24 protein-coding genes are annotated in these 26,036 nt (G+C 71.1%); 19 read left to right on the top strand and 5 right to left on the bottom strand.

The window, feature by feature from the left end; genetic code table 11:
* The first annotated feature begins 10 nt into the window (after positions 1-10).
* The 7 genes from KXC43_RS15820 (at position 11) to KXC43_RS15790 (ending at position 6,972) form a co-directional block, all read left to right on the top strand.
* Positions 11-688: a uracil-DNA glycosylase gene (locus tag KXC43_RS15820; protein WP_221377099.1), complete on the top strand. Its 678-nt coding sequence runs from the start codon at positions 11-13 to the stop codon at positions 686-688.
* Positions 689-770: 82 nt separating this feature from the next.
* Positions 771-1,676, top strand: a complete 906-nt coding sequence (tsaB, locus tag KXC43_RS15815; protein ID WP_221376816.1) for a tRNA (adenosine(37)-N6)-threonylcarbamoyltransferase complex dimerization subunit type 1 TsaB — start codon at positions 771-773, stop codon at positions 1,674-1,676.
* Positions 1,676-2,110 (top strand): ribosomal protein S18-alanine N-acetyltransferase, encoded by a 435-nt coding sequence (rimI, locus tag KXC43_RS15810; protein ID WP_221376815.1) that lies wholly within the window; start codon positions 1,676-1,678, stop codon positions 2,108-2,110. The genes tsaB and rimI overlap by 1 nt, the downstream gene beginning before the upstream one ends.
* Positions 2,103-3,155, top strand: a complete 1,053-nt coding sequence (gene tsaD, locus KXC43_RS15805; RefSeq protein WP_221376814.1) for a tRNA (adenosine(37)-N6)-threonylcarbamoyltransferase complex transferase subunit TsaD — start codon at positions 2,103-2,105, stop codon at positions 3,153-3,155. Before rimI ends, tsaD begins: the two co-directional genes overlap by 8 nt.
* 9 nt (positions 3,156-3,164) lie before the next feature.
* On the top strand, positions 3,165-3,419 hold the full coding sequence (locus tag KXC43_RS15800) for a hypothetical protein (protein WP_221376813.1): 255 nt from the start codon (positions 3,165-3,167) through the stop codon (positions 3,417-3,419).
* Between the two features lie 65 nt (positions 3,420-3,484).
* Positions 3,485-5,176: an ABC transporter ATP-binding protein gene (locus tag KXC43_RS15795; protein WP_221376812.1), complete on the top strand. Its 1,692-nt coding sequence runs from the start codon at positions 3,485-3,487 to the stop codon at positions 5,174-5,176.
* On the top strand, positions 5,173-6,972 hold the full coding sequence (locus KXC43_RS15790; RefSeq protein WP_221376811.1) for an ABC transporter ATP-binding protein: 1,800 nt from the start codon (positions 5,173-5,175) through the stop codon (positions 6,970-6,972). The genes KXC43_RS15795 and KXC43_RS15790 overlap by 4 nt, the downstream gene beginning before the upstream one ends.
* A gap of 126 nt (positions 6,973-7,098) precedes the next feature.
* On the opposite strand, the gene KXC43_RS15785 is transcribed toward KXC43_RS15790, so the two are convergent.
* From KXC43_RS15785 to groES, 3 genes are all read right to left on the bottom strand, one after another.
* Complete coding sequence (locus tag KXC43_RS15785; protein ID WP_221376810.1) at positions 7,099-7,383, bottom strand: DUF1707 SHOCT-like domain-containing protein; 285 nt, start codon at positions 7,381-7,383, stop codon at positions 7,099-7,101.
* 302 nt (positions 7,384-7,685) lie between these two features.
* Entirely contained in the window at positions 7,686-9,335 is a 1,650-nt protein-coding gene (groL, locus tag KXC43_RS15780; RefSeq protein ID WP_221376809.1) for a chaperonin GroEL, read from the bottom strand.
* Positions 9,336-9,408: 73 nt separating this feature from the next.
* Positions 9,409-9,717: a co-chaperone GroES gene (gene groES / locus KXC43_RS15775; protein ID WP_015619077.1), complete on the bottom strand. Its 309-nt coding sequence runs from the start codon at positions 9,715-9,717 to the stop codon at positions 9,409-9,411.
* Positions 9,718-9,965: 248 nt separating this feature from the next.
* On the opposite strand from groES, the gene KXC43_RS15770 reads away from it, so the two are divergent.
* From KXC43_RS15770 to KXC43_RS15730, 9 genes are all read left to right on the top strand, one after another.
* Positions 9,966-11,216 carry a class I SAM-dependent methyltransferase gene (locus KXC43_RS15770; RefSeq protein ID WP_221376808.1) on the top strand — a complete coding sequence of 417 codons (1,251 nt, stop codon included), beginning with the start codon at positions 9,966-9,968 and terminating at the stop codon, positions 11,214-11,216.
* A gap of 49 nt (positions 11,217-11,265) precedes the next feature.
* Positions 11,266-11,751, top strand: a complete 486-nt coding sequence (ybaK, locus tag KXC43_RS15765) for a Cys-tRNA(Pro) deacylase (RefSeq protein ID WP_221376807.1) — start codon at positions 11,266-11,268, stop codon at positions 11,749-11,751.
* A gap of 386 nt (positions 11,752-12,137) precedes the next feature.
* Positions 12,138-13,247 (top strand): sugar ABC transporter substrate-binding protein, encoded by a 1,110-nt coding sequence (locus KXC43_RS15760; protein WP_221376806.1) that lies wholly within the window; start codon positions 12,138-12,140, stop codon positions 13,245-13,247.
* Between the two features lie 159 nt (positions 13,248-13,406).
* Positions 13,407-14,222 carry an ATP-binding cassette domain-containing protein gene (locus tag KXC43_RS15755; protein ID WP_133873167.1) on the top strand — a complete coding sequence of 272 codons (816 nt, stop codon included), beginning with the start codon at positions 13,407-13,409 and terminating at the stop codon, positions 14,220-14,222.
* Entirely contained in the window at positions 14,219-15,472 is a 1,254-nt protein-coding gene (locus tag KXC43_RS15750; RefSeq protein ID WP_221376805.1) for a sugar ABC transporter permease, read from the top strand. Before KXC43_RS15755 ends, KXC43_RS15750 begins: the two co-directional genes overlap by 4 nt.
* A gap of 34 nt (positions 15,473-15,506) precedes the next feature.
* Positions 15,507-16,685 (top strand): ROK family transcriptional regulator, encoded by a 1,179-nt coding sequence (locus KXC43_RS15745; protein WP_221376804.1) that lies wholly within the window; start codon positions 15,507-15,509, stop codon positions 16,683-16,685.
* Positions 16,686-16,779: 94 nt separating this feature from the next.
* Entirely contained in the window at positions 16,780-17,712 is a 933-nt protein-coding gene (locus tag KXC43_RS15740) for a hypothetical protein (protein WP_221376803.1), read from the top strand.
* A complete protein-coding gene (locus KXC43_RS15735; protein ID WP_221376802.1) occupies positions 17,709-19,397 on the top strand; it encodes a peptidase M16 family protein in 1,689 nt (562 codons plus the stop codon). The genes KXC43_RS15740 and KXC43_RS15735 overlap by 4 nt, the downstream gene beginning before the upstream one ends.
* Before the next feature lie 84 nt (positions 19,398-19,481).
* Positions 19,482-21,131 (top strand): molybdopterin-dependent oxidoreductase, encoded by a 1,650-nt coding sequence (locus KXC43_RS15730; protein ID WP_221376801.1) that lies wholly within the window; start codon positions 19,482-19,484, stop codon positions 21,129-21,131.
* Between the two features lie 164 nt (positions 21,132-21,295).
* Here the strand turns inward: KXC43_RS15730 and KXC43_RS15725 are convergent, their stop codons facing one another.
* Positions 21,296-21,685, bottom strand: coding sequence for a WhiB family transcriptional regulator (locus tag KXC43_RS15725; protein ID WP_184953664.1), 390 nt, complete (start codon positions 21,683-21,685; stop codon positions 21,296-21,298).
* Between the two features lie 231 nt (positions 21,686-21,916).
* Here KXC43_RS15725 and KXC43_RS15720 point away from each other — a divergent pair, with 231 nt between their 5' ends.
* Entirely contained in the window at positions 21,917-22,771 is an 855-nt protein-coding gene (locus KXC43_RS15720) for a helix-turn-helix transcriptional regulator (RefSeq protein WP_221376800.1), read from the top strand.
* Between the two features lie 30 nt (positions 22,772-22,801).
* Here the strand turns inward: KXC43_RS15720 and KXC43_RS15715 are convergent, their stop codons facing one another.
* Positions 22,802-23,203, bottom strand: a complete 402-nt coding sequence (locus KXC43_RS15715) for a DUF5319 domain-containing protein (RefSeq protein ID WP_221376799.1) — start codon at positions 23,201-23,203, stop codon at positions 22,802-22,804.
* A 122-nt stretch (positions 23,204-23,325) separates the two neighbouring features.
* Here KXC43_RS15715 and guaB point away from each other — a divergent pair, with 122 nt between their 5' ends.
* Together guaB and KXC43_RS15705 are read left to right on the top strand one after the other, a co-directional pair.
* Positions 23,326-24,813: an IMP dehydrogenase gene (guaB, locus tag KXC43_RS15710; protein ID WP_308129097.1), complete on the top strand. Its 1,488-nt coding sequence runs from the start codon at positions 23,326-23,328 to the stop codon at positions 24,811-24,813.
* A 65-nt stretch (positions 24,814-24,878) separates the two neighbouring features.
* Entirely contained in the window at positions 24,879-25,997 is a 1,119-nt protein-coding gene (locus KXC43_RS15705) for a GuaB3 family IMP dehydrogenase-related protein (RefSeq protein WP_221376797.1), read from the top strand.
* The last annotated feature ends 39 nt before the right edge of the window (positions 25,998-26,036 follow it).

The following is a 26,036-nucleotide window of genomic DNA, read 5'->3' as shown; positions in this document are numbered from 1 at the left end:
TCTGGCGGAGATGCTGCCGGCCGACTGGCGGGCCGAGCTGGCCGGCTTTCTCGACGAGAAGGCGACGACCGCGCTGGGCGAGTTCGTGGCCGCGGAGTACGCGGAGCACACCATCTATCCGCCGATCGAGGATCTCTTCGCGGCCTACCGGCTCTGCTCGCCCGAGCAGACTCGAGTGCTGATCCTCGGCCAGGACCCGTACCACGGCCCGGGGCAGGCGCACGGGCTCAGCTTCAGCGTGCGCGAGGGTACGCGGATCCCGCCCTCGCTGCGCAACGTCTTCAAGGAGCTGGCCGCGGACGTCGGGGTGGCCCCGCCGAAGGCCGGCGACCTCACGGGCTGGGCCCGGCAGGGCGTCCTGCTGCTCAACGCGGTCTTGACGGTCCGGGCCGGGGCGGCAGCCTCGCACAGCGGCAAGGGCTGGGAGGCCTTCACCGACGCCACGATCCGCGCCCTCAACGCCCGCGACGACCGGGTGGTGTTCCTGCTCTGGGGCGGCTACGCCCGGAAGAAGGCCGCGCTGATCACCAACCCGGCCCACGTGGTGCTGGAGGCCGGCCATCCAAGCCCGCTCAACCGGGTGGGCTTCCTGGACTCCCGCCCCTTCAGCGCGGCCAACAAGGCATTGGCCGACGGTGGCCGCCGCCTCATCGACTGGGACCCGCGGACCGAGCCGGCCGCCGGCTGACCGCGGTGAGGTGGGCGATTACCCAGCACTGACCGGGTGGTCGGTGCGTCGGGCGAGGGTGGCAGCGCGTTAGGGTCGGTGCGTGCTTGTGCTGGCTCTTGACACCGCGACCCCTGCCTCCACCGCCGCCCTGGTCGAGGTGACTGCTGACGGGCTGGTCGGGGTGGCCGAGCGGCGTACCGTCGACCCCCGGGCGCACGGCGAGAAACTCGCTCCCGAGATCGAGGGCGCCCTGGCCGAGGCCGGGGTGCGCCCGGCTGACCTCGGCGCCATCGTCGCGGGCCTGGGGCCCGGGCCTTACACCGGGCTGCGCGTCGGGCTGGCCACGGCGGCAAGCATGGGCCAGGCGCTCGGCATCCCGACGTACGGCGTCTGCTCCCTGGACGGTCTGGGCCGGGCCGCCGGGCCGGGGCGGGTGCTGGTCGCGACCGACGCGCGGCGTCGTGAGGTCTACTTCGCCACCTACCTCGACGGCGTCCGTGTCCTCGGTCCCGACGTGGCCCGCCCAGCCGATGTGGCCGCCGGGATCGTGCGGGCCGGCACCGCGACCACCAGCCGTGCCCGTAACCGCCGGGCCACCGAGGCCGCAGCCTTGGCCGAGTCCGAGATCCTCGAGGCCGCCACGGCACTGGCCGGCGCCGACGCCGCCCGGGTGGCCGCCGCGCTGGCCCGCGCCGAGGCCGACAACCTGATCGGCCAGGCCACCGCCCGCGACGACGGTGTCGACGTGACCGGCCGCGAGCCGGTGGTCCGCGAGTCGAACGTCCACGGGCTGGTCGACCGGGCCGCGGGCGAGGGCGCCCTCAAGTACGGCGAGATCTTCGGCGTACCGGTCGAGGAGCACCTGCTGTACCCGCCCGGCGCCGCCCTCGTCGCGCTCGCCGCCGACCGGATCCGGGCGGCCGCGCCCAGCGAGGCGCTCACCCCACTTTATCTGCGCCGGCCCGACGCGGTCGAACCGGCGGGCCGCAAGCCGGTGCTGACCTGATGCTGATCGAACGTTTCCGCTGGTGGCACATCGCCGAGGTGCTGCCGCTGGAGGCGGATCTGTTCGGCGACGAGAAGTGGTCGGGCGCCATGTTCTGGAACGAACTGGCGCAGCGCAACTTCTACGTCGTCGCCACCGAGGGCGAGGAGCTTCTCGGGTACGCCGGTCTGGCCGCGACCCAGGACGAGGCCTGGGTGCAGAACATCGCCGTCCGCCGCACCGGCCAGCGCCGCGGCACCGGACGCGCCCTGCTCGAGGCGCTGCTGGCCGAGGCGGGCCGGCTCGGAATCAAACAGACCCTGCTCGAGGTCGCGGTCGACAACGCCCCGGCCCAGCACCTCTACGCGATGTACGATTTCGAGCCCGTCGGAGTCCGGCGCGGCTATTACCAACCCAGCAACACCGACGCCCTGGTGATGATGCGCAATGGCTGACGAACCCCTCGTTCTCGGCATCGAGACGTCCTGCGACGAGACCGGTGTCGGCATCGTGCGTGGGCACACCTTGCTGGCCGACGCGCTCGCGTCCAGCGTGGATCAACACGCCCGGTTCGGTGGCGTGGTGCCCGAGGTGGCCAGCCGCGCCCACCTCGAGGCGCTCGTCCCGACCATGCAGCGCGCCCTGGCCGAGGCGAAAGTGACCCTGGCTGACGTCGACGCCATCGCGGTGACCAGCGGGCCGGGTCTGGCCGGGGCGCTGCTCGTCGGGGTCGCGGCGGCCAAGGGGTACGCCCTGGCCGCCGAGAAGCCGATCTATGGCGTCAATCACCTCGCCGCCCATGTGGCCGTCGACACCCTCGAGCACGGCCCGCTGCCCGAGCCGGCCATCGCGATGCTCGTCTCGGGTGGACACTCCTCGCTGCTGCTGGTCGACGACCTCACCAACGGCGTCACTCCGCTCGGGGCCACGATCGACGACGCCGCGGGCGAGGCGTTCGACAAGGTGGCGCGCCTGCTGGGGCTCGGTTTCCCCGGTGGTCCGATCATCGACCGTACGGCGGAAGAGGGTGACCGGCGGTCGATCGCCTTTCCCCGCGGCCTCACCGCGCCGAAAGACCTCGCCGCCCACCGGTTCGACTTCTCGTTCTCGGGGCTCAAGACCGCGGTCGCCCGCTGGGTCGAGGCACGCGAGCGCGCCGGCGAGCCGGTGCCGATCGCCGACGTCTCGGCCTCGTTCCAGGAAGCAGTGTGCGATGTGCTCACGGCCAAGGCGATCGACGCGTGCCGGGCCAACGGCGTCCGGACGCTGCTGATCGGTGGTGGCGTCGCGGCCAACTCGCGACTGCGGGTGCTGGCCGGGGAGCGCGCGGCCAAGCACGGCATCGAGGTGCGCGTGCCCCGGCCGTCGCTCTGCACCGACAACGGCGCGATGGTGGCCGCTCTCGGTTCCCGTCTGGTCGCCGCCGGGGTCGCCCCGAGTCGTCTCGATCTGCCGGCCGATTCGTCCCTGCCATTGACCGCGGTCAGCGTGGCGGGGTAGGAAGCTCGCATGATCGCTCGGATGTGGGAGATACGGGCCTCGCGCAGCGGCTTCGACGATCTGCTGGCGTGGGTCTGCGACGTGGCGGTGCCCCGCATCGAGGTGCTGCCGCAGCACGTGTCGAGCGACATCTACTCGTCCACCGACAACCGCATCGTCGTGATCTCGAAGTGGCGCAACACCCCGCAGGATCTGCCGGCCCCACCGGCCAAGCTGATTGCCCGCGCGCCCCATGTCTGGGACTTCACACCGGTCGATCGCTAGGTCCTTCGTGCGGGCGGAAAAGCCGTCGCAAACTGTCGGACCCCGCCCGTAACGTCGGGGCCACGATGCGAAATCTCCCCGACGCCGACCCCGGCGTCCCCGACGAACGGTCCGCCGTCGCCTACCTGCGATGGCTGATCCGCCGTGCCTGGCGGCCGCTCTACGCGGCTGTCGCGCTCGCCGTCCTCTGGATGCTCTGCCAGGCCCTGGTCCCGGCCATCGTCGGCCGGGCGATCGACGCCGCCACCGGCCGCGACCGCCGCGCCCTCCTGGTCTGGAGCCTGGCGCTGCTGGCGGCCGGCATCGGGCAGGCCGCGTTCGGCATCGCCCGGCACCGGTTCGCGGTGGTCAATTTTCTGGGCGCCATGTTCACCACGGTGCAGGTCACGGTCCGCCACGCCGGGCGGCTCGGGTCGGCGCTCTCCCGCCGCCTCGACACCGGCGAGGTCGTGGCGATCGGCACGTCCGACATCCGCCAGATCGGGTCCGCGATCGACATCACCGCCCGCGGCACGGGCTCGCTCGTCGCGGTCGTCACGGTGACGGTCGTCCTGCTCACCACCTCGGTGCCACTCGGCCTCGTGGTGGTGCTCGGTGTGCCGCTGCTGATGGCGGTGGTCGGCCTGTTGATCCGTCCGCTGCACCGCCGCCAGGCGGCCTCGCGGGAACAGCAGGGCGTTCTCACCGGCCGGGCGGCCGACCTGGTCGGTGGTCTGCGGGTGCTCCGCGGCATCGGCGGCGAGGCGGTGCTGGGCGAGCGCTACCGGCACGAGTCGCAGAAGCTCCGCGCGGCCGGGGTGCGCACGGCCCGGGTCGAGTCGCTGCTCGAGGCGGCCCAGGTGCTGCTGCCGGGCGTCTTCCTGGTGCTGGTCACCTGGCTGGGGGCCCGGTTCGCGCTCACCGGCCGGATCACCGTGGGTCAGTTGGTCTCCTTCTACGCGTACGCGGCCTTCCTGGTCACACCGCTGCGGCAGCTCACCGAGGCGATCGACAAGCTGACCCGCGGCCACGTCTCGGCCCGCCGGGTCGTGGGCATGCTGCGGACAGCTACCGATCTGCCCGATCCCGCGGTGGCTGCCCCGGCCGAGCGGTTCCGGGGCGAACTGGCCGACCCGTCGTCCGGCGTGACAATCCGCCCCGGCGAGATCACCGCGATCGTCGCCTCCGTGCCGGCCGAGGCGGCCGCCATCGCCGACCGGTTGGGCCGCTACGCCGACGGCGCCACCGTCGGTGGCGTTCCGCTGAGCGAATTCGAGCTGGCCACCGTCCGCGAACGCGTGCTGGTGGCCGACAACGACGCCCGCCTGTTCACCGGTCCGCTGCGGGCCGACCTCGACCCGTACGACAGTGGCCGGTTGCCCGCGGCGCTGTACACCGCTGCCGCCACTGACATCGTCGAGGCGCTGCCCGGCGGTCTCGACGGCGAGGTTGCCGAGCGGGGCCGCACGTTCTCGGGCGGCCAACAGCAGCGGTTGCGGCTGGTGCGGGCACTGGTCGCGGATCCCGATGTGTTGATCCTGGTCGAGCCGACCAGCGCCGTCGACGCGCACACCGAGGCGCGCATCGCCGACCGGCTGATCACCGCCCGAGCCGGCCGCACGACGGTTATCTGCACATCCAGCCCGCTGGTGCTCGACCGCACCGACCGCGTGCTCTTCGTCGAGCACGGCCGTGTGGCGGCCGACGGCAGCCACCACGCTCTGCTGACGAACGAGCCCGGCTACGCCCGCACGGTGCTGCGCGAGGAGGACAAGTGACCAACCTGCTGCCGGTGGCCGACAGCACCCAGGTGCGGCGCTATGCCCGCGAGCTGATCCGGCGTTATCCGCGCGCGCTCGGGATCACCCTCGGGCTGCACGTGCTGGCGGCCGTCGCCGGGCTGGTCGGGCCGAAACTGCTGGGCGACCTGGTCGAGGCGATCCGGCACGACGAGGGCGTCGGGGTGGTCGACCGGCTGGCCGTTGCCATCGCCGGCTTCGTGGTGCTGCAGGCGGTGCTGACCAGGTTCGCCCATCTGGCCTCGGCCCGGCTCGGCGAGCGGGTGCTCGCCCGCCTGCGCGAAGAGTTTGTCGACCGGGTGCTCACCCTGCCGCTCTCCACTGTCGAACGCGCGGGGTCGGGCGACCTGCTGACCCGCACGACCCGGGACGTCGACGCGCTGTCGCGGTCGGTGCGCCTCGCCGTGCCCGAGACGATGATCGGCCTGATCACGGTTGTGCTGGTGGTCGCGGCGATGGTGATCACCAGCCCGGTGCTCGCGGTCCCGCTGCTGATCGCGGTGCCGATCATCGTCGTCGGCACGAGGTGGTATCTGCGCCGGGCGCCCGCGGCCTACCTGCGGCAGAACGCGGTCTATTCGACCGTGACCGACGGGCTCGCCGAGACGGTCGAGGGCGCGCGCACGGTCGACGCGCTGCGCCGCCGCCAGCAACGTACAGACCGGTCCGACGCCGACCTGCGCCGGTCCTGGGTCGCCGAGAAATACACGCTGTTCCTGCGCACGGCGTACTTCCCCGTCATCGACATCAGCTATGTGCTGCCCGTGTTCGCCACGCTGCTGGTCGGCGGGTGGCTCTACCTGCGTGGCTCCGTGTCGCTGGGGCAGCTGACGGCGGCGGTGATCTACGTGCAGATGCTGATCGACCCACTCGACCGGCTGCTCGGCTGGCTCGACGAGGTGCAGATCGGGGCCGCGTCGCTGGCCCGGTTGCTCGGGGTCGCGGCCGATGCCGCCGAGCCGGAACCGCACGGGGCCGAGGCGGTGGGCGCCCGGATCGAGGTGCGGGGAGTCCGATTCTCCTATGTGGCGGGTCGTGAGGTGCTGCACGGCATCGACCTGACTCTCGAACCGGGGGAGCGGCTCGCCGTGGTCGGCCCGTCCGGGGCGGGCAAGTCGACACTGGGCCGGCTGCTGGCCGGCGTGCACGAGCCGACCGGCGGCACCATCCGGGTCGGCGGCGTGCCGCTGCACGACCTGCCGCTCGACAGGCTGCGCACCGAGGTGGCGCTGGTGACGCAGGAGCATCACGTCTTCATCGGCACGGTGCGCGACAACATCGCCATGGTGCGGCCGGGCGCCGGCGACGACGAGGTGCGCGCCGCGCTGGCCGCCGTGCACGCGCTCGACTGGGCCGAGGCGCTGCCGCAGGCGCTCGAGACCATGGTCGGTGTCGGCGGGCATCCACTCTCGGCGGCGCAGTCACAGCAGCTGGCACTGGCCCGGCTGGTGCTGGCCGACCCGCACACGCTGGTGCTCGACGAGGCGACCTCGCTGATCGACCCCCGCGCGGCTCGCGACCTGGAACGCTCCCTGGCCGCCGTCCTGCACGGGCGCACGGTGGTGGCCATCGCGCACCGTCTCTTCTCGGCCCACGACGCCGACCGTGTCGCCGTCGTCGAGGACGGCCGCATCACCGAGCTGGGCTCGCACGCCGAGCTGGTCGCGGCCAACGGTCCCTACGCTGCCCTGTGGCGCTCCTGGCACGGCGAGCGTGTCGCCGATCCGGACGATGCCCCGGCGGAACGCACGGCGCAGGCCCCGGCCAGCCGTTGACGGCAGGCCGTCGCGCGCGGCGCTGGCCCGGCCAGCCGCTGACGCCAGGTCGGTTGCGCGTGTCGTGATCGTGGCTCGTTGCGGGGCGTGCGCCGCTTCCGGGCCGGGCCGCGTCGGGTCGGCCGGTCAGGTGCGGATCATGGCGATGAAGACGCCGAGCAGGATCAGGGTCGCGGCGGCCACGGCGAAGAGGATGAGCAGGTCGCGGCCGGGTTCGGCGGCGACGGCGCCACCCGTCGTCTCGGCCGGCAGGTCGCCGGTGATCGCGGCCAGCTCGTCGAGCGTGCGAGCGCTGTGGGCGACCTTCGCCCGCTCGGCGAACTCGTCCAGCGTCAGGCGCCCGGCGCCCGCGTGCCGTTCGAGCGCGGCCACGGTCCGCTGCCGGTCGTCATCGGATGCCCGGATGTCCACGGCCGCACTCTACCGCCGCGGCGCGACCCCCGGCACGCAGCGGAAGTGCGCCCCCGCGCGCAGCGGAAGGCCGCCCCGGCGCGTAGCGGAAGGGTGCCCCGCGCGCAGCGGAAGGCCGCCCCGGCGCGTAGCGGAAGTGCGCCCCCGGGCGCGTAGCGGAAGGGTGCCCCCGCGCGCAGCGGAAGTGCGCACAGGTGGCGATCCAGGCGCGCAGCGAAAGGGGGCACCGGGCGCGACTCTCGGTACACAGCGAAAGGGCGCGTCCCGCACGGGGCGCGCCCTTCCTTGGCGTTACTGGCGGGTCAGAAGCCCGGGCCGTGCTGGTGGCCGTGGCCACCGTGGCTGTGCCCGTGGCCACCGGCCGCGGCCGGCTCCGGCTCGGCCGGCTTGTCGACCACGAGGCTTTCCGTGGTCAGCAGCAGGCCCGCGATCGACACGGCGTTGGAGACCGCGTTGCGGGTCACCTTCACCGGGTCGATGATGCCGGCCGCCGCCAGGTCGACGTACTCGTCGGTGGCGGCGTTCAGGCCGTGACCCCACCCGAGCTCGCCGACCTTGCCCACCACGACGTAGCCGTCGTGGCCGGCGTTCTGCGCGATCCACCGCAGCGGCTCGACCAGCGCCTTGCGGACGATCGACACGCCGATCGCCTCCTCGCCGGTGAGGCCCAGACCGCCGTCGAGCTCCGTGGCCACCTGGGCCAGGGCGGCGCCGCCGCCGGGGACGGTGCCCTCCTCGACCGCGGCCTTGGTCGCCGCGATGGCGTCCTCGATGCGGTGCTTGCGCTCCTTCATCTCGACCTCGGTGGCCGCGCCGACCTTGATCACCGCGATGCCGCCGGAGAGCTTGGCGAGGCGCTCCTGGAGCTTCTCGCGGTCCCAGTCGGAGTCGGAGGCCTCGATCTCTTTCCGGATCTGCTGGACCCGGTCGGTGACCTCGGAGGACTGGCCGCCGCCGTCGACGATCGTGGTGTTCTCCTTGTCGACCACGACGCGCCGGGCGGAACCCAGCATGTCGAGGGTGACCTGGTCGAGCTTGTAGCCGAGCTCGGGGGCGACGAGCTCGCCGCCGGTGGCGATCGCCATGTCCTGGAGCATCGCCTTGCGCCGGTCACCGAAGCCGGGCGCCTTGACGGCGGCCACCTTCAGCGTCTTGCGCAGGGCGTTGACCACCAGGGTGGACAGGGCCTGGCCCTCGACGTCCTCCGCGATGATCAGCAGCGGCTTGCCCGACTGCAGAACCTTCTCGAGCAGCGGCAGCATCTCTTCGATGCTGGAGATCTTCTGAGTCGTGATCAGGATGTGCGCGTCCTCCAGGACGGCCTCCTGCGACTCGGCGTCGGTCACGAAGTTCGGGGAGATGAAGCCCTTGTCGAACTGCAGACCCTCGGTGACCTCGAGCTCGGTCGCCATGGCCGAGCCCTCCTCGACGGTGATGACACCGTCGCGGCCGACCCGGTCCATCGCCTCGGCGATGAGCTCGCCGATGGTGGAGTCCTGGGCCGAGATGGTGGCCACGTTGGCGATCGCCTTGTGGTCGGCGACCTCGACGGCCTTGCCGAGCAGCGCCTTGGAGACGGTCTCGGACGCCTGGTCCATGCCCCGCTTGAGCGCGATCGGGTTGGCGCCCGCGGTCACGTTGCGCAGGCCCTCGCGCACCAGCGCCTGGGCGAGCACCGTGGCGGTGGTGGTCCCGTCGCCGGCGACGTCGTTGGTCTTGGTCGCCACCTCCTTGACCAGCTGCGCGCCGAGGTTTTCGTACGGGTCGGTGAGCTCGATCTCCTTGGCGATGGTGACGCCGTCGTTGGTGATCGTGGGCGCGCCGAACTTCTTGTCGAGGACGACGTTGCGACCGCGCGGGCCGAGGGTGACCTTGACCGTGTCAGCGAGCGCGTTGACGCCGTGCTCGAGCAGGTGGCGCGCGTCGTCCGAGAAGCTGAGAATCTTCGCCATTGTTCAATAGCCCTTCACGCACCACCGCCCTGGCCCGTTCGCACGGGCCAGGGCGATTAGCACTGTCAGTAGATCACTTCTCGATGACCGCGAGGACGTCGCGGGCGGAGAGCACCAGGTACTCCTCGCCGGCGTACTTGACCTCGGTGCCGCCGTACTTCGAGTAGAGAACCGTCTCGCCGACCTTGACGTCAACCGGGATGCGGTTGCCCTTGTCGTCGATGCGGCCGGGGCCGACAGCGAGGACGGTGCCCTCCTGCGGCTTCTCCTTGGCGGTGTCGGGGATCACGATGCCCGACGCCGTGGTCGTCTCAGCCTCGTTCGCCTGGACCACGATGCGGTCCTCGAGCGGCTTGATCGCAACCTTGGTCGCGGTAGTCACGGGCATACCCTCCTGGGTATCGTTTCGCCGGCCAGAGATTGGCCGGCCAGAGCAAACAAGAACTCTGCTGCCTCATGCCACCGGGCGGGGCCGTCGTCGCGGGTGCCGGTCCGCCTGGTGCCTACCGATCGCCCGGGACGGGCGCTCGGCTGGCACCCTCATGTTGAGAGTGCTAATCGGAGATTAGGCCGGAACTAGCACTCCGTCAACCAGAGTGCTAGTTCTGGTGTGCCGTGGAGAATGCCTGCGTGACCGCCGAGTCGACTGCCCGTTTCCGTACCCCCGAAGGGGTGACCGCCCTGGCCCTGGCGGCCGAGACCGCCGGCCGGGACCCGCTCGTCGCCGCCTCGGCGCTGCGCTCGGCCGGGGTCGAGCCCGACCTTGCCGCCGCCGCGCTGACGCAGGTCGATCTGCGCCGCCGTGCGGCCGCGAAGTTCGGCCCCGATGCCGCCGGCATGTTCTTCACCCGGGCCGGCCTCGAGCAGGCGACCCGGGCCGTCGTCGCGAACCGCCGCGCCGCCCGGCTGGCCTCCGCCGGCGTCAGGACCCTGGCCGACCTCGGCTGCGGGCTGGGTTCGGACGCGCTCGCTGCGGCGCGGGCCGGGATCGCCGTGTACGCCGTCGACGCCGACCCGGTGACGGCGGAGTTCGCGGCGGCCAACGCCCGGGCGCTCGGACTGGCCGACCGGATCACGGTGGAGTGCGCCGACGCGACAACCGTGCGCGTCGAGGACTTCGACGCGGTCTTCGCCGACCCGGCGCGGCGGAAGGCCGGCCGCGGGCGGGTCTTCGACCCCCGGTCGTACTCGCCGCCCTGGGATTTCATCGCCGGCCTGGCCGAGCGGGTGCCCCGCACGGTGCTGAAGCTGGCCCCCGGCATCGACCATGACCTGCTGCCGCCCGGCGCCGAGGGGGAGTGGGTGAGCGTGGGCGGCGACCTGGTCGAGGCCGCGTTCTGGTGCGGCCCCCTCGCGGAAGTGCCCCGCCGCGCGTCGCTGGTGCCCGCCGCGAAAGAAGGCGCCGCGAAAGAAGGCGCTGCGAGAGAGGACGCCGCGAAAGAAGACGCTTCGAAAGAAGTTGCCGCGGGAGGGGTGGAGCTGACCGGAAGTGGCGAGCGGACGGCGGAGGTGGGTGGTGTCGGGACGTACCTCTACGACCCGGATCCGGCCGTGGTGCGCGCGCACCTGGTCGCCGAGTTCGCTGACACCGTCGGCGGCCGGCTGGGCGACCCGTCGATCGCTTACGTCTACACCGACCACCCCGTCGATACGCCTTTCGCTCGCCGCCTGGCGGTCACCGACGTGCTGCCGTTCTCGCTGAAGCGCCTGCGGGCACTGCTCCGCGAGCGCGGCGTGGGCCGCCTGGAGATCCGTAAGCGCGGCTCCGCCCTGGAACCGGACCAGCTCCGCAAGGATCTGCGTCTGTCCGGCCCGCAGGCGGCCTCGTTGGTGCTCACCCGAGTGGCAGGCGCGCCGACGGTGATTCTCTGCAGGGCTTGAGGGGGAGCGGAGGCGCGGGGCCCGAGGAGCCGCGAGTACCGTGCGCGGCATGGCTAAGAAGGCCGCGGCCGGCACGCCGGCCACCGCGTTGCTGACCGCCCAGATGGTCGAGCACACCCTGCATCCGTACGACGTCTCGCCCGACGCCCCGAACTACGGCGCGCTGGTCGCGGAGGCTCTCGGGGTGGCGCCGGAGCGTGTCTTCAAGACGCTGGTCGCCGAGGTGGACGGCGGGCTCGTGGTCGGTGTGGTGCCGGTGACCGGCGAACTCGACCTCAAGGCGCTCGCGCAAGCGGCCGGGGGTAAACGGGCAGTCCTGGCCGATCGTGCCGCCGCCGAGCGCAGCAGCGGTTACGTGCGGGGTGGGATCAGCCCGTTGGGCCAGCGCAAGAAGCTGCCCACGGTCGTCGACGACTCGGCGCTGGGTCTCGATCGGATGTACGTCTCGGCGGGCCGGCGGGGTCTTCAGGTCAGTCTGAGACCGGCCGATCTTCTTCTCCTCACCGACGCCGTCGCCGCCACGATCCGGACATAGAGCCCGAAATAGCAAGATGGCCGCGAGCCGTTACGACAACGTTACGCGCCGGGAGGATCTTTCTCTCGAGAACGGGGCGAACCGGTCACGGAGCTGACTTAGCGTCACATGGTGAGCCACGTCAGCGATCGGCCGGAGACGGGGGAACGGGCGTCACCAGGGCCGTTCGACTCCTGTCACCGCCGTGTTGCCGGATTGTTATGCCGGGTTACGAGATCGCCCGCCGACATCGCTTGTGTAACCGGCCGCAACGGGAATACGTTGCCGGACACAACAAACTAGCTCCTGATCACTCTCGATCACTTGGCGTCTCGGGGAGCGACACTCCCGCAGCGCACACCATCGAATCCGATGTAGGCCCGGATTTACCCGAAAGGACACTAGGAATGCGTAAGGGACTGTTCGCCCTTGCCGCGGTCAGCCTGCTGGCGACCGGCAGCATTGCCGCTTGCGGCGACGACAGTGGCAGCGACTCCGGCAGCTCGGGTGGCAGCAGCGCTGCCGCCGCCGGCAAGGTCGGCATCATTCTGCCCGACACCAAGAGCTCGCAGCGCTGGGGCACCGACGACCCGAAGTTCCTGAAGGCGGCGTTCGACGCGGCCGGCGTTCCGGTTGAGATCCAGAACGCGCAGGGCGACAAGACGCAGTTCCAGACCATCGCCGACGGCATGATCTCGAGCGGCGTCGCCGTCCTCATGATCGTCAACCTCGACTCCGGCACCGGTAAGGCCGTCCTCGAGAAGGCCAAGAAGGCCGGTATCGCGACGATCGACTACGACCGTCTGACCCTGAGCGGTGGCGCCGACTACTACGTGTCGTTCGACAACGTGGCGGTAGGCAAGCTGCAGGGCGAGGGCCTGGTCAAGTGCCTCGAGGACAAGAAGCTCACCAAGCCGGTCGTGGCCGAGCTCAACGGCTCGCCGACTGACAACAACGCCACCCTGTTCGCCGAGGGCTACGACAGCATCCTCAACCCGAAGTACGCGGACGGCACCTTCGTCAAGGGCCCGAACCAGGACGTTCCGGACTGGGACAACGCGCAGGCCGGCACGATCTTCGAGCAGATGCTGACCTCGAACAAGAACATCAAGGGCGTTCTCGCCGCGAACGACGGTCTCGGCAACGCGGCCATCTCGGTGCTGAAGAAGAACAAGCTCAACGGCCAGGTCCCGGTCACCGGCCAGGACGCCACCGTTCAGGGCCTGCAGAACATCCTCGCCGGCGACCAGTGCATGACGGTCTACAAGGCGATCAAGAAGGAGGCCGACGCGGCCGCCGAGCTCGCGGTTGCCCTGGCCAAGAAGCAGAAGCCGACCACGGCCACCGGCACCACCAAGGACCCGGAGTCGGGCGCCGACGTCCCCTCGGTGCTGCTCGAGCCGCAGTCGATCACCAAGGAGAACGTCAAGGACGTCATCGCCGACGGCTTCGTGACCAAGGACGCGGTCTGCACCGCTGACTTCGCCAAGGCCTGCACCGACGCGGGAATCAGCTGAGAATCCTCAACTGATCACGGGCTAGACCCGAACTGACGACGGCGCCGCTCACCTCCCCAAACGGGGCTGGGAGCGGCGCCGGAGTTGGGTTTCCCCCCAACCCGCCGCCCCGGCTGTGCCGTGGGCGGCAACCCGGTCACTCAGCGAAGGAGAACCACCGTGGCCGCGACACCCCTCTTGGAGCTAAACGGGATCAACAAGGCCTTCGGTCCCGTTCAGGTCCTGCATGACGTCAGCCTGAGCGTCTATCCCGGTGAAGTCACCGCCCTCGTGGGCGACAACGGCGCGGGCAAGTCGACGATGGTCAAGTGCATCAGTGGCATCTACCAGATCGACTCGGGAACGGTGACCTTCGAAGGTAACCAGGTGGCCATCCACGCCCCGAGCGACGCGTCTGCCCTGGGCATCGAGGTCGTGTACCAGGACCTCGCTCTCTGCGACAACCTGGACGTCGTCCAGAACATGTTCCTCGGCCGTGAGAAGAAGCGCGGCATCGTGCTCGACGAGCCGACCATGGAACAGATGGCCGGCGACGCCCTCGCCAGCCTCTCGGTGCGCACCTTGAAGTCGCTGCGGCAGCTCGTCGCCAGCCTTTCCGGTGGGCAGCGACAGACCGTGGCGATCGCCAAGGCCGTGCTGTGGAACTCGAAGGTCGTCATCCTCGACGAGCCGACCGCCGCCCTCGGCGTCGCGCAGACCGCGCAGGTGCTCGAGCTTGTCCGCCGCCTGGCTGACAACGGCCTCGGCGTCGTGCTGATCTCGCACAACATGAACGACGTGTTCGCGGTCTCGGACCGCATCGCGGCGCTCTACCTCGGCCGGATGGCGGCCCAGGTCAAGACCACCGACGTGACCCACTCCCAGGTGGTCGAGCTCATCACCGGCGGCCGCAGCGGCAACATCGGCCTGCCTCCCGAGAAGCCGGCTGACTTCGGCGGGGACGTCGTCGACATCACGCCGGGAGGCGACAAGTGACCACCACGACCACCACGGCGGGCGGCGTCAAGGTCGTCAAGCCGACCGTCAGCAGCTACATCAACGATTACTGGGGCCGGGTGCGCGGCGGCGACCTCGGTAGCCTTCCGGCCATCCTCGGCCTCATCGTCCTCAGCCTGATCTTCGCCATCGCCCGGGACACGTTCGTCAGTGGGCTGAACTTCGCGAACCTGTTCAATCAGAGCGCGCAGGTCGTGTTCATCGCGATGGGCCTGGTCTTCGTCCTGCTGCTGGGTGAGATCGACCTCTCGGCCGGTTTCGCCAGCGGCGTGTGTGGCGCGGTCGTCGCGATCCTGCTGACGAACCACGGGTGGGACTGGTACACGGCCATCCCGGCCGCCCTGGTCACCGGGCTCGTGATCGGGTTCGTCCTGGGCTTCCTGGTTGCGAAGATCGGCATCCCGTCGTTCGTCGTCACCCTGGCCGCGTTCCTCGGCTTCCAGGGTCTGCTGCTGGTCCTGCTCGGCGGCGGCACCAACATCTCCACCCGCAACGAGTTCTTCAACTCGCTGAACAACGACAACCTGTCGGTGACGTGGAGCTGGATCCTGGCTGTCGTCGCGGTGGCCGGCTACACCTTCGCGCAGTTCAACCAGATGCGCACCCGGGCCAAGCGTGGCTTGGTGACCGACCCGCTGGGCATCGTGCTGATGCGCGTCGGCGGCCTGGCCGTGCTGATCTTCGTGGCGACCGCGATCCTGAGCCAGGAGCGCGCGATCAACCCGGCGATCAACTCGCTCAAGGGCGTGCCGATCGTCGTTCCGATCATCGGGTTCTTCCTGGTGCTGTGGACCTTCGTGCTCGGCCGCACCAGCTACGGCCGGCACGTCTACGCGGTCGGTGGCAACACCGAGGCGGCCCGTCGCGCCGGCATCCCGGTCGACCGGATCCGCATCTCGGTCTTCGTCATCGGCTCGTTCATGGCCTCGATCGGCGGCATCATGGCCGTCAGCCGGGCCAGCTCGGTCGACCCGAACACCGGTGGCAGCAACATCCTGCTGTACTCGGTGGGCGCGGCCGTCATCGGCGGCACGAGCCTCTTCGGCGGCAAGGGCAAGATCATCAACGCCGTCATCGGTGGCGCGGTGATCGCCGTCATCGACAACGGCATGGGTCTGCTCGGCTTCAGCTCCGGTCAGAAGTTCATCTTCACCGGCGTCATCCTGCTGATCGCCGCGAGCGTCGACGCCCTGGCCCGGCGCAGAGCGGCCACAACCGGCAACCGATGAACGAGATCCACCTGGTTCTGGGGACGGCACGCTGATGCGGGCCGGCCCCAGCCAGGAGGAGGTTCGCCGGCACAACCTGGGGACGCTGCTGCGGTACGTACACGTGCACGGCGCCACCTCCCGGGCGGAACTCACCAGCCGGCTCGGCCTGAACCGAAGCACCATCGGGGCCCTGACCGCCGACCTGACCACCGCTGGGCTGGTCACCGAGGCGGCACCACGAGAGACCGGCCGGGCCGGACGGCCATCGCTGGTCGTCCGGCCCGAGTCGTCCAAGGTGTACGCGTACGCGCTGAGCATCGAGGTCGACCGCCTGCGGGCGGCCCGGGTCGGGCTGGGCGGCCGCATCCTGGATCGCCGCGAGACCGACCGGCCCCGCGGCATGCAGGTGCTGGACGCGGTGCAGCCGCTGGCCGGTTTCGTCCACGAGATGCGGGCCGACGTGCCCAGCGACGCCCGCTACGTCGGCACCGGCGTGGCAGTGGCCGGCATGGTGCGCCGGGCGGACGGGATGGTCCGCCTGGCCCCCACGATCGGCTGGGTCGAGGAACCGGTCGGCGCCGCGCTCGGCGCCGAACTCGGTGACGCGGGAAAGCTGACGGTGGGCAACCACGCCGACGTCTCCGCGCTGGTCGAGCACAGCCGCGGCGCCGCGGCCGGCTCCGACAACGTCATCTACCTGTACGGCGACGTCGGGGTGGGCGCCGGCATCATCGCCGACGGGCGCCGGGTGGCGGGTCACGGCGGCTACGGCGGCGAGGTCGGCCACATGGTGGTCAACCCCTACGGCCGCGAGTGCAGTTGCGGCTCGCGCGGCTGCTGGGAGACCGAGATCGGCGAGTACGCGCTGCTCAAGCACGCCGGCCGAGCCGACCGGACGGGACGGGAGGCGGTGTTGGACGTGGTCGAGGCGGCGATGCGCGGCGACAGCCAGGCCCAGTTCGCCGTGCGCCAGGTCGGCGAGTGGATCGGCTTCGGCGTCGGCAACCTGGTCAACATCTTCAACCCGGAGTCCGTCATCTTCGGCGGCACCCTCCGCGATGTCTACCTGGTCGCCGCGGCCCAGATCCGCAGCCGGCTCACTGCCATCGCCCTGCCCGCCTGTCGCGAGCACATCCGTCTGCGCACCCCCGAACTCGGCAACGACGCGGCCCTCATCGGCGCGGCCGAGCTGGCCTTCGAACACCTCCTCGAAGATCCACTGCTGAACTAGACGTACGGGGCCACGTGCTCACCCGAGGCGCCAGGCTGCCGGCGACGCCGGTGGGACACGCGGCACCCGTCAAGATCGTCTATGCTCCCCGCCCGTGACTGTCCTTTTCGACCCTGCGGACGCCTATCCCGAGGTGGCCGCTGTGCGAGCCCGGCTGGCCGCCCACGACTGGGCCGGCGTCCGCGCCTTGCTCGACGGCCTGTCCCCGGCCGGCCGCACCATGGTCATCCGGCACGGCGGGTCCACCGCCGGTGTGGAACCGTTTCTGCGCGAGGTCCTCGACCGCGACCCGGCCGACGGGTCGGCGGCCGCGATGCTGGGCTCCTGCCTCATCGACATCGGCTGGGCGATCCGCTCGTCGGCCCGGGCCGAGTACGTGAGCCCGCAGCAGTTCGCCGAGTTCCACGAGTGGCTGCGCAAGGCCGAGGCGGTGCTGATCGAAGGGGCCGCGCGCAGCCCACGTGACCCGGCGATCTGGGCCGTCCGCCTGGTGTCGGCCCGCGGGCTCGAGGTCGGGTCGGCCGAGACTCGCCGCCGCTACGACCGGGTCAAGGCGCTTGACCCGCACAACATCTCGGCGCAGTCCCAGATGCTGCAGCAGCTGTGTCCCAAGTGGAGCGGCAGCTGGGAGCTGCTGCACCCGTGGGCCCGCGAACAGATGCTGGCGGCACCGCCCGGGGCCGTGCAGGGTGTGCTGGTCGCCGAGGCACACATCGAGCACTGGCTGGAGCTGCCGGCCGGCACGGACACGGCCTACCTCAACGGCGGACCGGTCCGTGCCGAACTGCGCGAGGCGGCCGAACGCTCGGTGCTGCACCCGGACTTCGGCCGCGACTTCGGCTGGGTCGCGGCGGCCAGCACCTTCGCCTTCGTCTTCAGCCTGATCAACGACCGCCGCTCGGCCGCTCCGCTCTTCGCCATGCTGGGCGATCGGGCCACCGAGTACCCGTGGCAGTACCTGGGTGGCGACACCGCCGAGCACGTACGCAACCACCGCCGGCGCGCGCTGGCCGGAGCGGCCCGATGATCAAGCAGACCGAGATCGACGGGGTGCCGGCCCTGCTGTCGCCGGCGACCGGGCCCGGGCACGCCGGGTTGGCCTTCCGGGTCGGGTTCGCCGACGAGCCGCTGGCCCGGCGCGGCATCACGCATCTGATCGAGCATCTGGCGCTCTTCTCGACCGGGGTCGCCGACTACCACTACAACGGCGCCACCGGCGTCGAGTACACCTACTTCCACGTGCACGGCTCGTCCGACGAGCTGGGCGAGTTCCTCACCGCGGTCTGCGCCTCGCTGAGCGACCTGCCGATGCATCGGCTGGCCGTCGAGAAGGACCTGCTGCGGGTCGAGGCGAACGGGCGCAACCCGGGCGCGGCCGATCAGATGGCGCTGTGGCGGCATGGGGCGCGTGACTACGGCCTGCCCAGTTATTCCGAGTACGGACTGCCGGCGATCACCGAGGACGACCTGCGGGACTGGGTGGGGCGTTACTTCACGCGTGAGAACGCCGTGCTCTGGGTGGCCGGCGACGAGGTGCCGGCCGGCCTGCGGCTGGATCTGCCCACCGGCGTACGGCGCGAGCCGCCGGCGATGTCTTCGGCGCTGCCCGACACCCCGGCCTGGTTCCCGGGCACATCCGGCATGCTGGCCTGGGATGCTCTCGTACCGCGGGCGCCGCGTTCTGCCGTCTTCGCCGGAGTGCTGGAACGGGTGATGTTCCGCGAGCTGCGGCAGGAGGGCGGGCTCTCGTACGCGGCCCACGCCGTGTACGAGCCGTTCGGTGTCGACCGGGCGCACGTGACCGCCGTGGCCGATGCGCTGCCCGGCAAGCAGGGCGCCGTCCTCGGCGGATTCGTCGACGTGCTGGCCGGGCTGCGGGTGGGCCGGGTCGACGAGGCCGACGTGGCCGCTGTGGTCAAGAAGCAGACCGAGACGTTGCGGCACGCCGAGGAGCAGGGCGCGCGGCTGCCGGGGCAGGCGCTCAATCTGCTTTCCGGGCGCGAGGTGCTCGACGTCGACGAGGTGGCCGACGGCTTGCGCGCGGTGACGGCGGCCGAGGTCGCGCAGGTGGCGGCCGAGGCCTGGAACGCCGGCCTGCTGATGACGCCGCAGGCCCGGGCCGACTGGGCCGGCTTCACCGCCGCCCCCACCGGCTCCGACCACGCGGTGAGCGGCACGGAGTACCGCTCGCTGGAGACACCGGGCGAGAAGCTGATCCTCGGCGCCGAGGGCGTCAGCGTCGTCGGGGAGGGCAACTGCGCGACCGTACGCTTCGACGCCTGCGCCATCGTGCGGGCCTGGCCCGACGGCGGTCGCCAGCTGGTCGGCGACGACGGCATCGTGCTCTTCTTCGAGCCCACCCTGTTCGAGGGGGCCGCGGGCGTGGCAGCCCGGATCGACGCCGCTGTGCCGCCGGCCGTCCGGGTCGCCCAGCCCGCCCGCGACCCCGGCCGGATCCCGCAGCCGGCGCCGCCCGGACCGCAGGACACCGAGGAAGTGATCGACCGCCGCGTCTCCGGCGTGCTGGGTCTGCTCATCCGGGTGCCGCTGACGCTGCTCGGGCTGATCGTCACGCTGCTCATGGCGTACACCCTCACGTTCGACACCGAGGACGCCTGGCTCACCATCGCCGTCGTGATCGTCGGCGCCGGCCTCACCGCGTACGGCGTTGTCGGCGTACGTCGCTCGTACCGCAACTACCGCGGACGCTGATCGAGCATGTGGCGTTGCTTACGGGTTGCTTACCCGATGGCCTGAGCCGTCGCCATCGGCCCGGACCGGGAGCACGATGGGAACGTGAAGCTTTCGGTGGGTGCCGGGCTGGCCGGGGTGGCCGCCGCGGCGGTGGCTGTGGGCACGTCCGAAGTCGTGGCCGTGCTGACCGGGCCGTTGACCGCGCCCGTGCCGGCGGTGGGCGGCGTCGTCATCGACAACGTGCCCGGCCCGGTCAAAGACTTCGGGATCAGCGTGTTCGGGGTGCACGACAAGACGGCGCTGATCGTGGGCACGGGAGTGTTGCTGGCGATCTACGCGTACGGCGTCGGCGTGGTTGCCCGGCGGTCGTGGCGCCTGGGCCTGGCCGGGATCGGGCTGTTCGCGGCCGTCGGCGTGGCCGCCGCGCAGACCAGGCACGACGCGAGTGTCTTCGCCTGGCTGCCGACGGTGGTGGGGGCGGCCCTGGCGGTCTGGGTGCTGCGCCTGCTGCTCGACCGGGCCGGCGCCGGCTCGGCCGCGCCGGTGGTGGCTGAGCCGGTCGTCGCCGGCGTGGCCGGCCGCGGTCCGACCAGCGCGCCGGGCGGCGCAGGGGCCACCGGGCCGGGTCGCGATGCGACCGGCGGGCCCGACGGCGGAGCCACCGCTGGAGCGCCGATCGGTCCTGCGTACGTGGAGGATCGCCGGTATTTTCTGAAGCTGCTCGGCATCGCGTTCGGGGCGGCGGCCGCGACCGGCTTCGGCGGGCGTTGGCTGGCCTCGCGCCGCGCGGTGACCGCGGCCCGTAACGACGTGGTGCTGCCCGCGCCCCGGCAGACCCCGCCGCCGCTGCCGGCCGGCGTGCAGGTGCCGGGCGTGACGCCGTACATCTCGCCCAACAAAGACTTCTACCGCATCGACACCGCGCTCATCCCGCCCCAGGTGGATCCGTCGACGTGGCAGCTGCGCATCCACGGCATGGTCCGCAACCCGATCACCCTCACCTGGGAACAGCTGCTGCAACGGCCCATGATCGAGCGGTACGTGACGCTCGCCTGCGTGTCCAACGAGGTCGGCGGCGACCTGATCGGCAACGCGCTGTGGCTGGGAACGCCGATCCGTGAGCTGCTCGAGGAGGCCGGTCCGCTGCCCGGCGCCGACCAGGTCGTGCAGCGCTCGGTCGACGGCTGGACCTGCGGCAGCCCGACGTCGGTGCTGATGGACGGGCGGGACGCGCTGCTCGCGGTCGGCATGAACGGGGAGCCGCTGCCGGTCGACCACGGCTTCCCGGCCCGGATGGTGGTGCCCGGCCTGTACGGCTACGTCAGCGCGTGCAAGTGGATCACCGAGATCGAGCTGAGCCGGTTCGCCGACTTCGACGCCTACTGGGTGCCGCGCGGGTGGGCCGCGCAGGCGCCGATCAAGACGGCATCCCGGATCGACACGCCGCGCGACGGCGCCTCCCGCAAACCCGGCAGTGTGGTTGTCGGCGGCGTGGCCTGGGCCCAGCACCGCGGCATCGATAAGGTCGAGGTGCAGGTCGACGACGAGCCCTGGGCCGAGGCGACGCTGGCCGCCACGGTGTCGAGCGACACCTGGCGCGAGTGGAGCTTCGGGTGGCCGGCGACTCCGGGTCAACACCGGCTTCGCGTACGGGCCACCGACGGCTCAGGGGTGACGCAGACGAGCACACCGGCCGCGCCGGCGCCGGACGGAGCCTCCGGGTGGCACAGCATCAGCGTCCGGATCGATTGAGTGCCGATTGGTTGAAGGCCGCACCAGCGGTCCGTCGTTCGTGTTCAAGTCGCTCATACGGTGGCTTGCATGTCCACCGATGCGGTTGATGAAGAGCCGTCGAACAACTCGACCCGGCCCCCGACAGGGGACCGGATCATCATGGTGATCCCGGGGCGCCGGCGTCAGGCAGCAGGCGCCTGTCGCTGTGCCGGAACCGCAGACTTGTGGGGCCGGCCCAGCCGGGCCTCGAGCCGGGCAAGGTCGACACGTCCGTGATGGCGGTCGGCGGTGTCCTCCCAACCGACAGCGAGCAGCCGCAGCCGCTCAGCCTCGGTGAGGCCACCCCAGACCCCGTACGGCTCGCGAACCGCGAGGGCGTGGGCGGCGCACTCGGCCCGTACCGGGCACGCGCCGCACATGCTCTTGGCTTTGGCCTCTCGGCGGTTGCGGGACGACCCGCGCTCGCCGTCCGGGTGGAAGAACTGCGCGCTGTCCCGGCCTCGGCACAAACCGAGTCGTTGCCAGTCCCAAAGATCGGCGATGGGCCCGGGCAGTCTGCGAACGTTCGACATGGAACACCCTCCTCCCGCGCGGCACCGCGGAGTGTCGTCATGAGGGGCCTTGCTCAGGCCTGTCGGCGTGTTACCCCGGGAAATCCCGGCTCACACGCAACTTGTCGATGTCTTCTGAAGCCGCATGACATCGGCCTGGCCAGTCATACCGATCTTTCCCATTTTTTCCATCTAAAGCGCGTAATGCTGCGGCCCTCGCGTGATCTCCTCTGAGAGAGAAGGAGGATCACTGTGCGTACCGTCCTCGTGTGCGTCCGTACCCCGCTGGCGGCCCAGACCGTCGCGTCCACCGCGGCCCGGCTCGGTATGACCGGCGTCGTCCGGACGGCGGTCAGCGAGACCGAGGCCATGATCCGCCTGGCTGAACGGCCGGCTGAAGTGGTTCTGGCTGACACCGCCGTGACCCGTCCCGACAGCGTCGGCTTCACCCGGCGCGTCCTGGCCCGCGCGCCACAGGCCCAGGTAGTGCTCTTCGGCGCCGAAGACCCCCGGGTGGCTGCGGCAGCTGTCGCAGCCGGCGCCCGTGGCGTCATCCGCGGCGTCGAGCACGATCTGGTCAGCGTCGTGGCCAAGGCACTGCTCCTGCTGCTGCTCCCGGTACGCCCGCAGGGCATGCCGATCAACGGGGCCAACGCCCAGCCCGCCACCGTGGCCGGCGGGGCCCGCAACAACAACTCGACCGCGGCCCGGGCCGCCTATCAGAACGGCGGGCTCGGCATGAGCGCGCCGAACGCGGCCTCCGTGCCGGCCGTGCTCGGGCCCAACGCGCCGATGGTGCCGGCCCAGCGTGGTGACGCCCCGATCGACCCGGCCACCGGCCGGCCGATGGTGGCCTGGCCCGGCAACGAGACCCAGGTCGGCGTGGCCGACCCGGCGCCCGCGGGGCGGCGGCTCACGCTCACCGAGCGTGAGTTGCAGGTGCTGCGGGGGATGGCCGACGGCAAGAGCAACGCGGAGATCGGCCGCGAGCTCTTCGTCTCGGAGGACACCGTCAAGACCCACGCCCGGCGGCTCTTCCGGAAACTGGGGGCCAGGGACCGTGCACACGCGGTGGCCGCCGGCTTCCGAGCCGGTCTGGTGGCGTAAACGAAAAGGGGGGCCTTCGGGCCCCCTTTTTCAATCTTTGTCTTCCTCGTTGCCCTCGGTCAGTGTGTCGTGCACGCCGTCGGCGTAGCCGCGCGCGTACTCCCACGTGACGTAGTGCTCAGGGTCGGGGTCGTAGGCCGGCTCGTGCACGCGCGGCCGCCCGCTGCTGAGCAGATGGCGCAGGTTGCCACGGAGCAGGTCCCAGTCGAAGTAGTGCGGCTCGTGGCAGTCCTCACACTCGATCACGAGGCCACGGATGCCGGTCGGGCTCAGGAGCGCCTGATAGATCTCGAGGTCGGAAAGATCCTCGATGACGTCCTGCCGTTCGGCGTCGGTCAGCGGTTCGGCCTCGGCGTCCTCGTCGAGGTCGTCGAGCCCGGCCGCCGGGTCGGTGGGATCGCCGTTGAACGGGTCGATCGGCTCATCTTGCACCCCCTTACCGTACTCACTCCGGCCTGATGTGTGCTGGCCCGCACGTGCAGTCCGTCGTGCGAGGGCGCGGCGAGCGGATGGGTACGATGAACCATTCGTCTTCCATCTTTGAGGGATGCTCCGTGGAATCTGACTCGGCCCGCACGGTACCGCTCGGTCTGACCTTCGACGACGTGCTCCTCCAGCCCGGCGAATCGGACATCGTGCCGAGCCGGGTCAACACCCGCACCCGGCTCACCCGGAACATCGAGCTGACCATCCCGCTGCTGTCCGCGGCGATGGACACGGTCACCGAGGCGCGCATGGCCATCGCCATGGCCCGTGAGGGCGGCATCGGGGTGCTCCACCGCAACCTCTCCGCCGACGACCAGGCGGCCCAGGTCGACCTGGTCAAGCGGTCCGAATCCGGCATGATCACCAACCCGGTGACCTGCAGCCCCGAGGCCACGCTGCGCGAGGTCGACCAGCTCTGCGGCCGCTACCGCATCTCCGGCGTGCCGGTCACCGATGGTGACGGCACCCTGGTCGGCATCGTGACCAACCGCGACATGCGCTTCGTCACCGACGAGAACGCCAAGGTCCGCGACGTCATGACCAAGATGCCGCTGATCACCGCGCCGGTCGGCGTGAGCAAGGACGACGCTCTCGGCCTGCTGCAGCAGCACAAGATCGAGAAGCTGCCGCTGATCGACGACAGCGGCCGGCTCCGCGGCCTGATCACCGTTAAGGATTTCACCAAGAGCGAGCAGTACCCCGACGCGACGAAGGACGCGCAGGGCCGCCTGCGGGTCGCGGCCGCGGTCGGCGTGGGCGACGACTCCTACAAGCGGGCCCGCGGGCTGATCGACGCCGGCGTCGACGTGATCATCGTGGACACCTCGCACGGTCACCAGCGCCAGGTGCTCGACATGATCGCCCGGCTCAAGCGCGACACCGCGACCGACATCGTCGGCGGCAACGTGGCCACGTACGCCGGGGCCAAGGCGATGGCCGAGGCCGGGGCCGACGCGGTCAAGGTCGGCGTGGGCCCGGGCGCCATCTGCACCACCCGCATCGTCGCCGGGGTCGGTGTGCCGCAGATCACCGCCGTCATGGAGGCCCAGCGCGCCTGCGCCCCGTTCGGCGTGCCGGTGATCGCCGACGGCGGCATCCAGTACAGCGGCGACATCGCCAAGGCGATCGTGGCCGGCGCCGAGACGGTCATGCTCGGTGGCCTGCTGGCCGGCTCGGAAGAGAGCCCCGGCGACCTCATCTTCGTCAACGGCAAGCAGTACAAGTCCTACCGGGGCATGGGCTCGCTGGGCGCCATGCAGTCGCGGGGTCAGGCCAAGTCGTACTCGAAGGACCGCTACTTCCAGCATGATGTGCCGGAGGAGAAGCTCGTTCCCGAGGGTGTCGAGGGTCAGGTGCCCTACCGCGGCCCGCTCTCGCGCGTGGTGGCTCAGTTGGTCGGTGGCGTGCGGCTGGCGATGGGCTACGCCGGCGCCGAGACGATTCCCGACTTGCAGCAGCGTGGTCAGCTCATCAGGATTACCGCGGCGGGTCTGAAAGAGAGCCACCCGCACGACATCCAGATGACCGTAGAGGCCCCGAACTACCACTCCCGCTAGCCCCAGCAGAGCCTTCCACCCACCCCACCCGCCGCCCAAGAGGCGACCTGAAGGACTGAGTCATTATGCGCGACGTCGTGGAGATCGGTCTCGGCAAGACCGCCCAGCGGGGGTACCACCTGGACGAGATCGCCATCGTCCCGAGCCGGCGCACCCGCGACGTGGACGACGTGTCCACCGAGTGGCGCGTCGACGCCTACCCCTTCAAGATCCCTTGCGTCGCGCACCCCTCCGACGCGACCATGAGCCCGGAATCCGCGATCGCCCTGGGCCGCCTCGGCGGCCTGGGCGTGCTCAACGCCGAGGGCCTGTGGACCCGCTACGAGGACCCGAGCAAGATCCTGGAGGAGCTGGCCTCGCTCGACGAGGACGCCGACGCCACCCGGCGCCTGCAGGAGGTCTACTCCGAGCCGATCCGGCCCGAGCTGATCGCCGAGCGGGTGCGCACGATGCGCGAGGGCGGCATCACCGTCGCCGTCCGGGTGTCGCCGCAGCACACGCTCGCGCTGGCCCCGGTGGTGCTCGACGCAGGCGTCGACCTGCTGGTCATCCAGGGCACCCTGGTCAGCGCCGAGCACGTGTCCACGACGGACGAGCCGCTGAACCTCAAGGAGTTCATCGCCGACCTCGATCTGCCGGTCATCGTCGGCGGCTGCACCGACTACAAGACGGCCTTGCACCTCATGCGCACGGGCGCGGCCGGCGTCATCGTCGGGGTCGGCGCCGACGAGTGGTCGACGACCGACACCGTGCTGGGCATCCGGGTGCCGATGGCGACCGCGATCGCCGACGCGGCCGCGGCCCGCCGCGACTACCTCGACGAGACTGGCGGCCGCTACGTCCACCTGATCGCCGACGGTGGCATCTCCACCTCGGGCGACATCGCCAAGGCGATCGGCTGCGGCGCCGACGCGGTGATGCTGGGCGAGCCGCTCTCGCTGGCCGAGGGCGCTCCGGCCGGCGGCGCGTGGTGGCACTCGTCGGCGAGCCACCCGCAGCTTCCGCGCGGCGGCTTCTGCATCGCCGGCGAGCCCGACGGCACGCTGGAGGAGCTGCTGTTCGGCCCGGCCGACCGCCCCGACGGCCAGCTCAACCTGTTCGGCGGCCTGCGGCGCGCGATGGCCAAGTGTGGCTACCGCGACGTCAAGGAGTTCCAGAAGGTCGCGCTGGTCCTCGATCGCTGAGGTCCTTACCGCGTCCTTACCGCGTCCTTTCCGCGTCCT

Source organism: Paractinoplanes polyasparticus, from assembly GCF_019710575.1.
GTDB classification, from domain to species: domain Bacteria; phylum Actinomycetota; class Actinomycetes; order Mycobacteriales; family Micromonosporaceae; genus Actinoplanes; species Actinoplanes polyasparticus.
Note: the sequence above shows the minus strand (reverse complement) of the source record. Positions and strands in the feature narration are given on the sequence as shown.

Excerpts from the sequence above, each read along its gene's own strand:
- KXC43_RS15725 (WP_184953664.1), bottom strand. The coding sequence starts at position 21,685 with ATGTCGAACGTTCGCAGACTGCCCGGGCCCATCGCCGATCTTTGGGAC.
- KXC43_RS15800 (WP_221376813.1), top strand. The coding sequence starts at position 3,165 with ATGATCGCTCGGATGTGGGAGATACGGGCCTCGCGCAGCGGCTTCGAC.
- KXC43_RS15705 (WP_221376797.1), top strand. The coding sequence starts at position 24,879 with ATGCGCGACGTCGTGGAGATCGGTCTCGGCAAGACCGCCCAGCGGGGG.
- KXC43_RS15745 (WP_221376804.1), top strand. The coding sequence starts at position 15,507 with ATGCGGGCCGGCCCCAGCCAGGAGGAGGTTCGCCGGCACAACCTGGGG.
- rimI (WP_221376815.1), top strand. The coding sequence starts at position 1,676 with ATGCTGATCGAACGTTTCCGCTGGTGGCACATCGCCGAGGTGCTGCCG.
- KXC43_RS15735 (WP_221376802.1), top strand. The coding sequence starts at position 17,709 with ATGATCAAGCAGACCGAGATCGACGGGGTGCCGGCCCTGCTGTCGCCG.
- KXC43_RS15820 (WP_221377099.1), top strand. The coding sequence starts at position 11 with ATGCTGCCGGCCGACTGGCGGGCCGAGCTGGCCGGCTTTCTCGACGAG.
- KXC43_RS15795 (WP_221376812.1), top strand. The coding sequence starts at position 3,485 with ATGCGAAATCTCCCCGACGCCGACCCCGGCGTCCCCGACGAACGGTCC.
- groL (WP_221376809.1), bottom strand. The coding sequence starts at position 9,335 with ATGGCGAAGATTCTCAGCTTCTCGGACGACGCGCGCCACCTGCTCGAG.
- tsaD (WP_221376814.1), top strand. The coding sequence starts at position 2,103 with ATGGCTGACGAACCCCTCGTTCTCGGCATCGAGACGTCCTGCGACGAG.
- ybaK (WP_221376807.1), top strand. The coding sequence starts at position 11,266 with ATGGCTAAGAAGGCCGCGGCCGGCACGCCGGCCACCGCGTTGCTGACC.
- KXC43_RS15760 (WP_221376806.1), top strand. The coding sequence starts at position 12,138 with ATGCGTAAGGGACTGTTCGCCCTTGCCGCGGTCAGCCTGCTGGCGACC.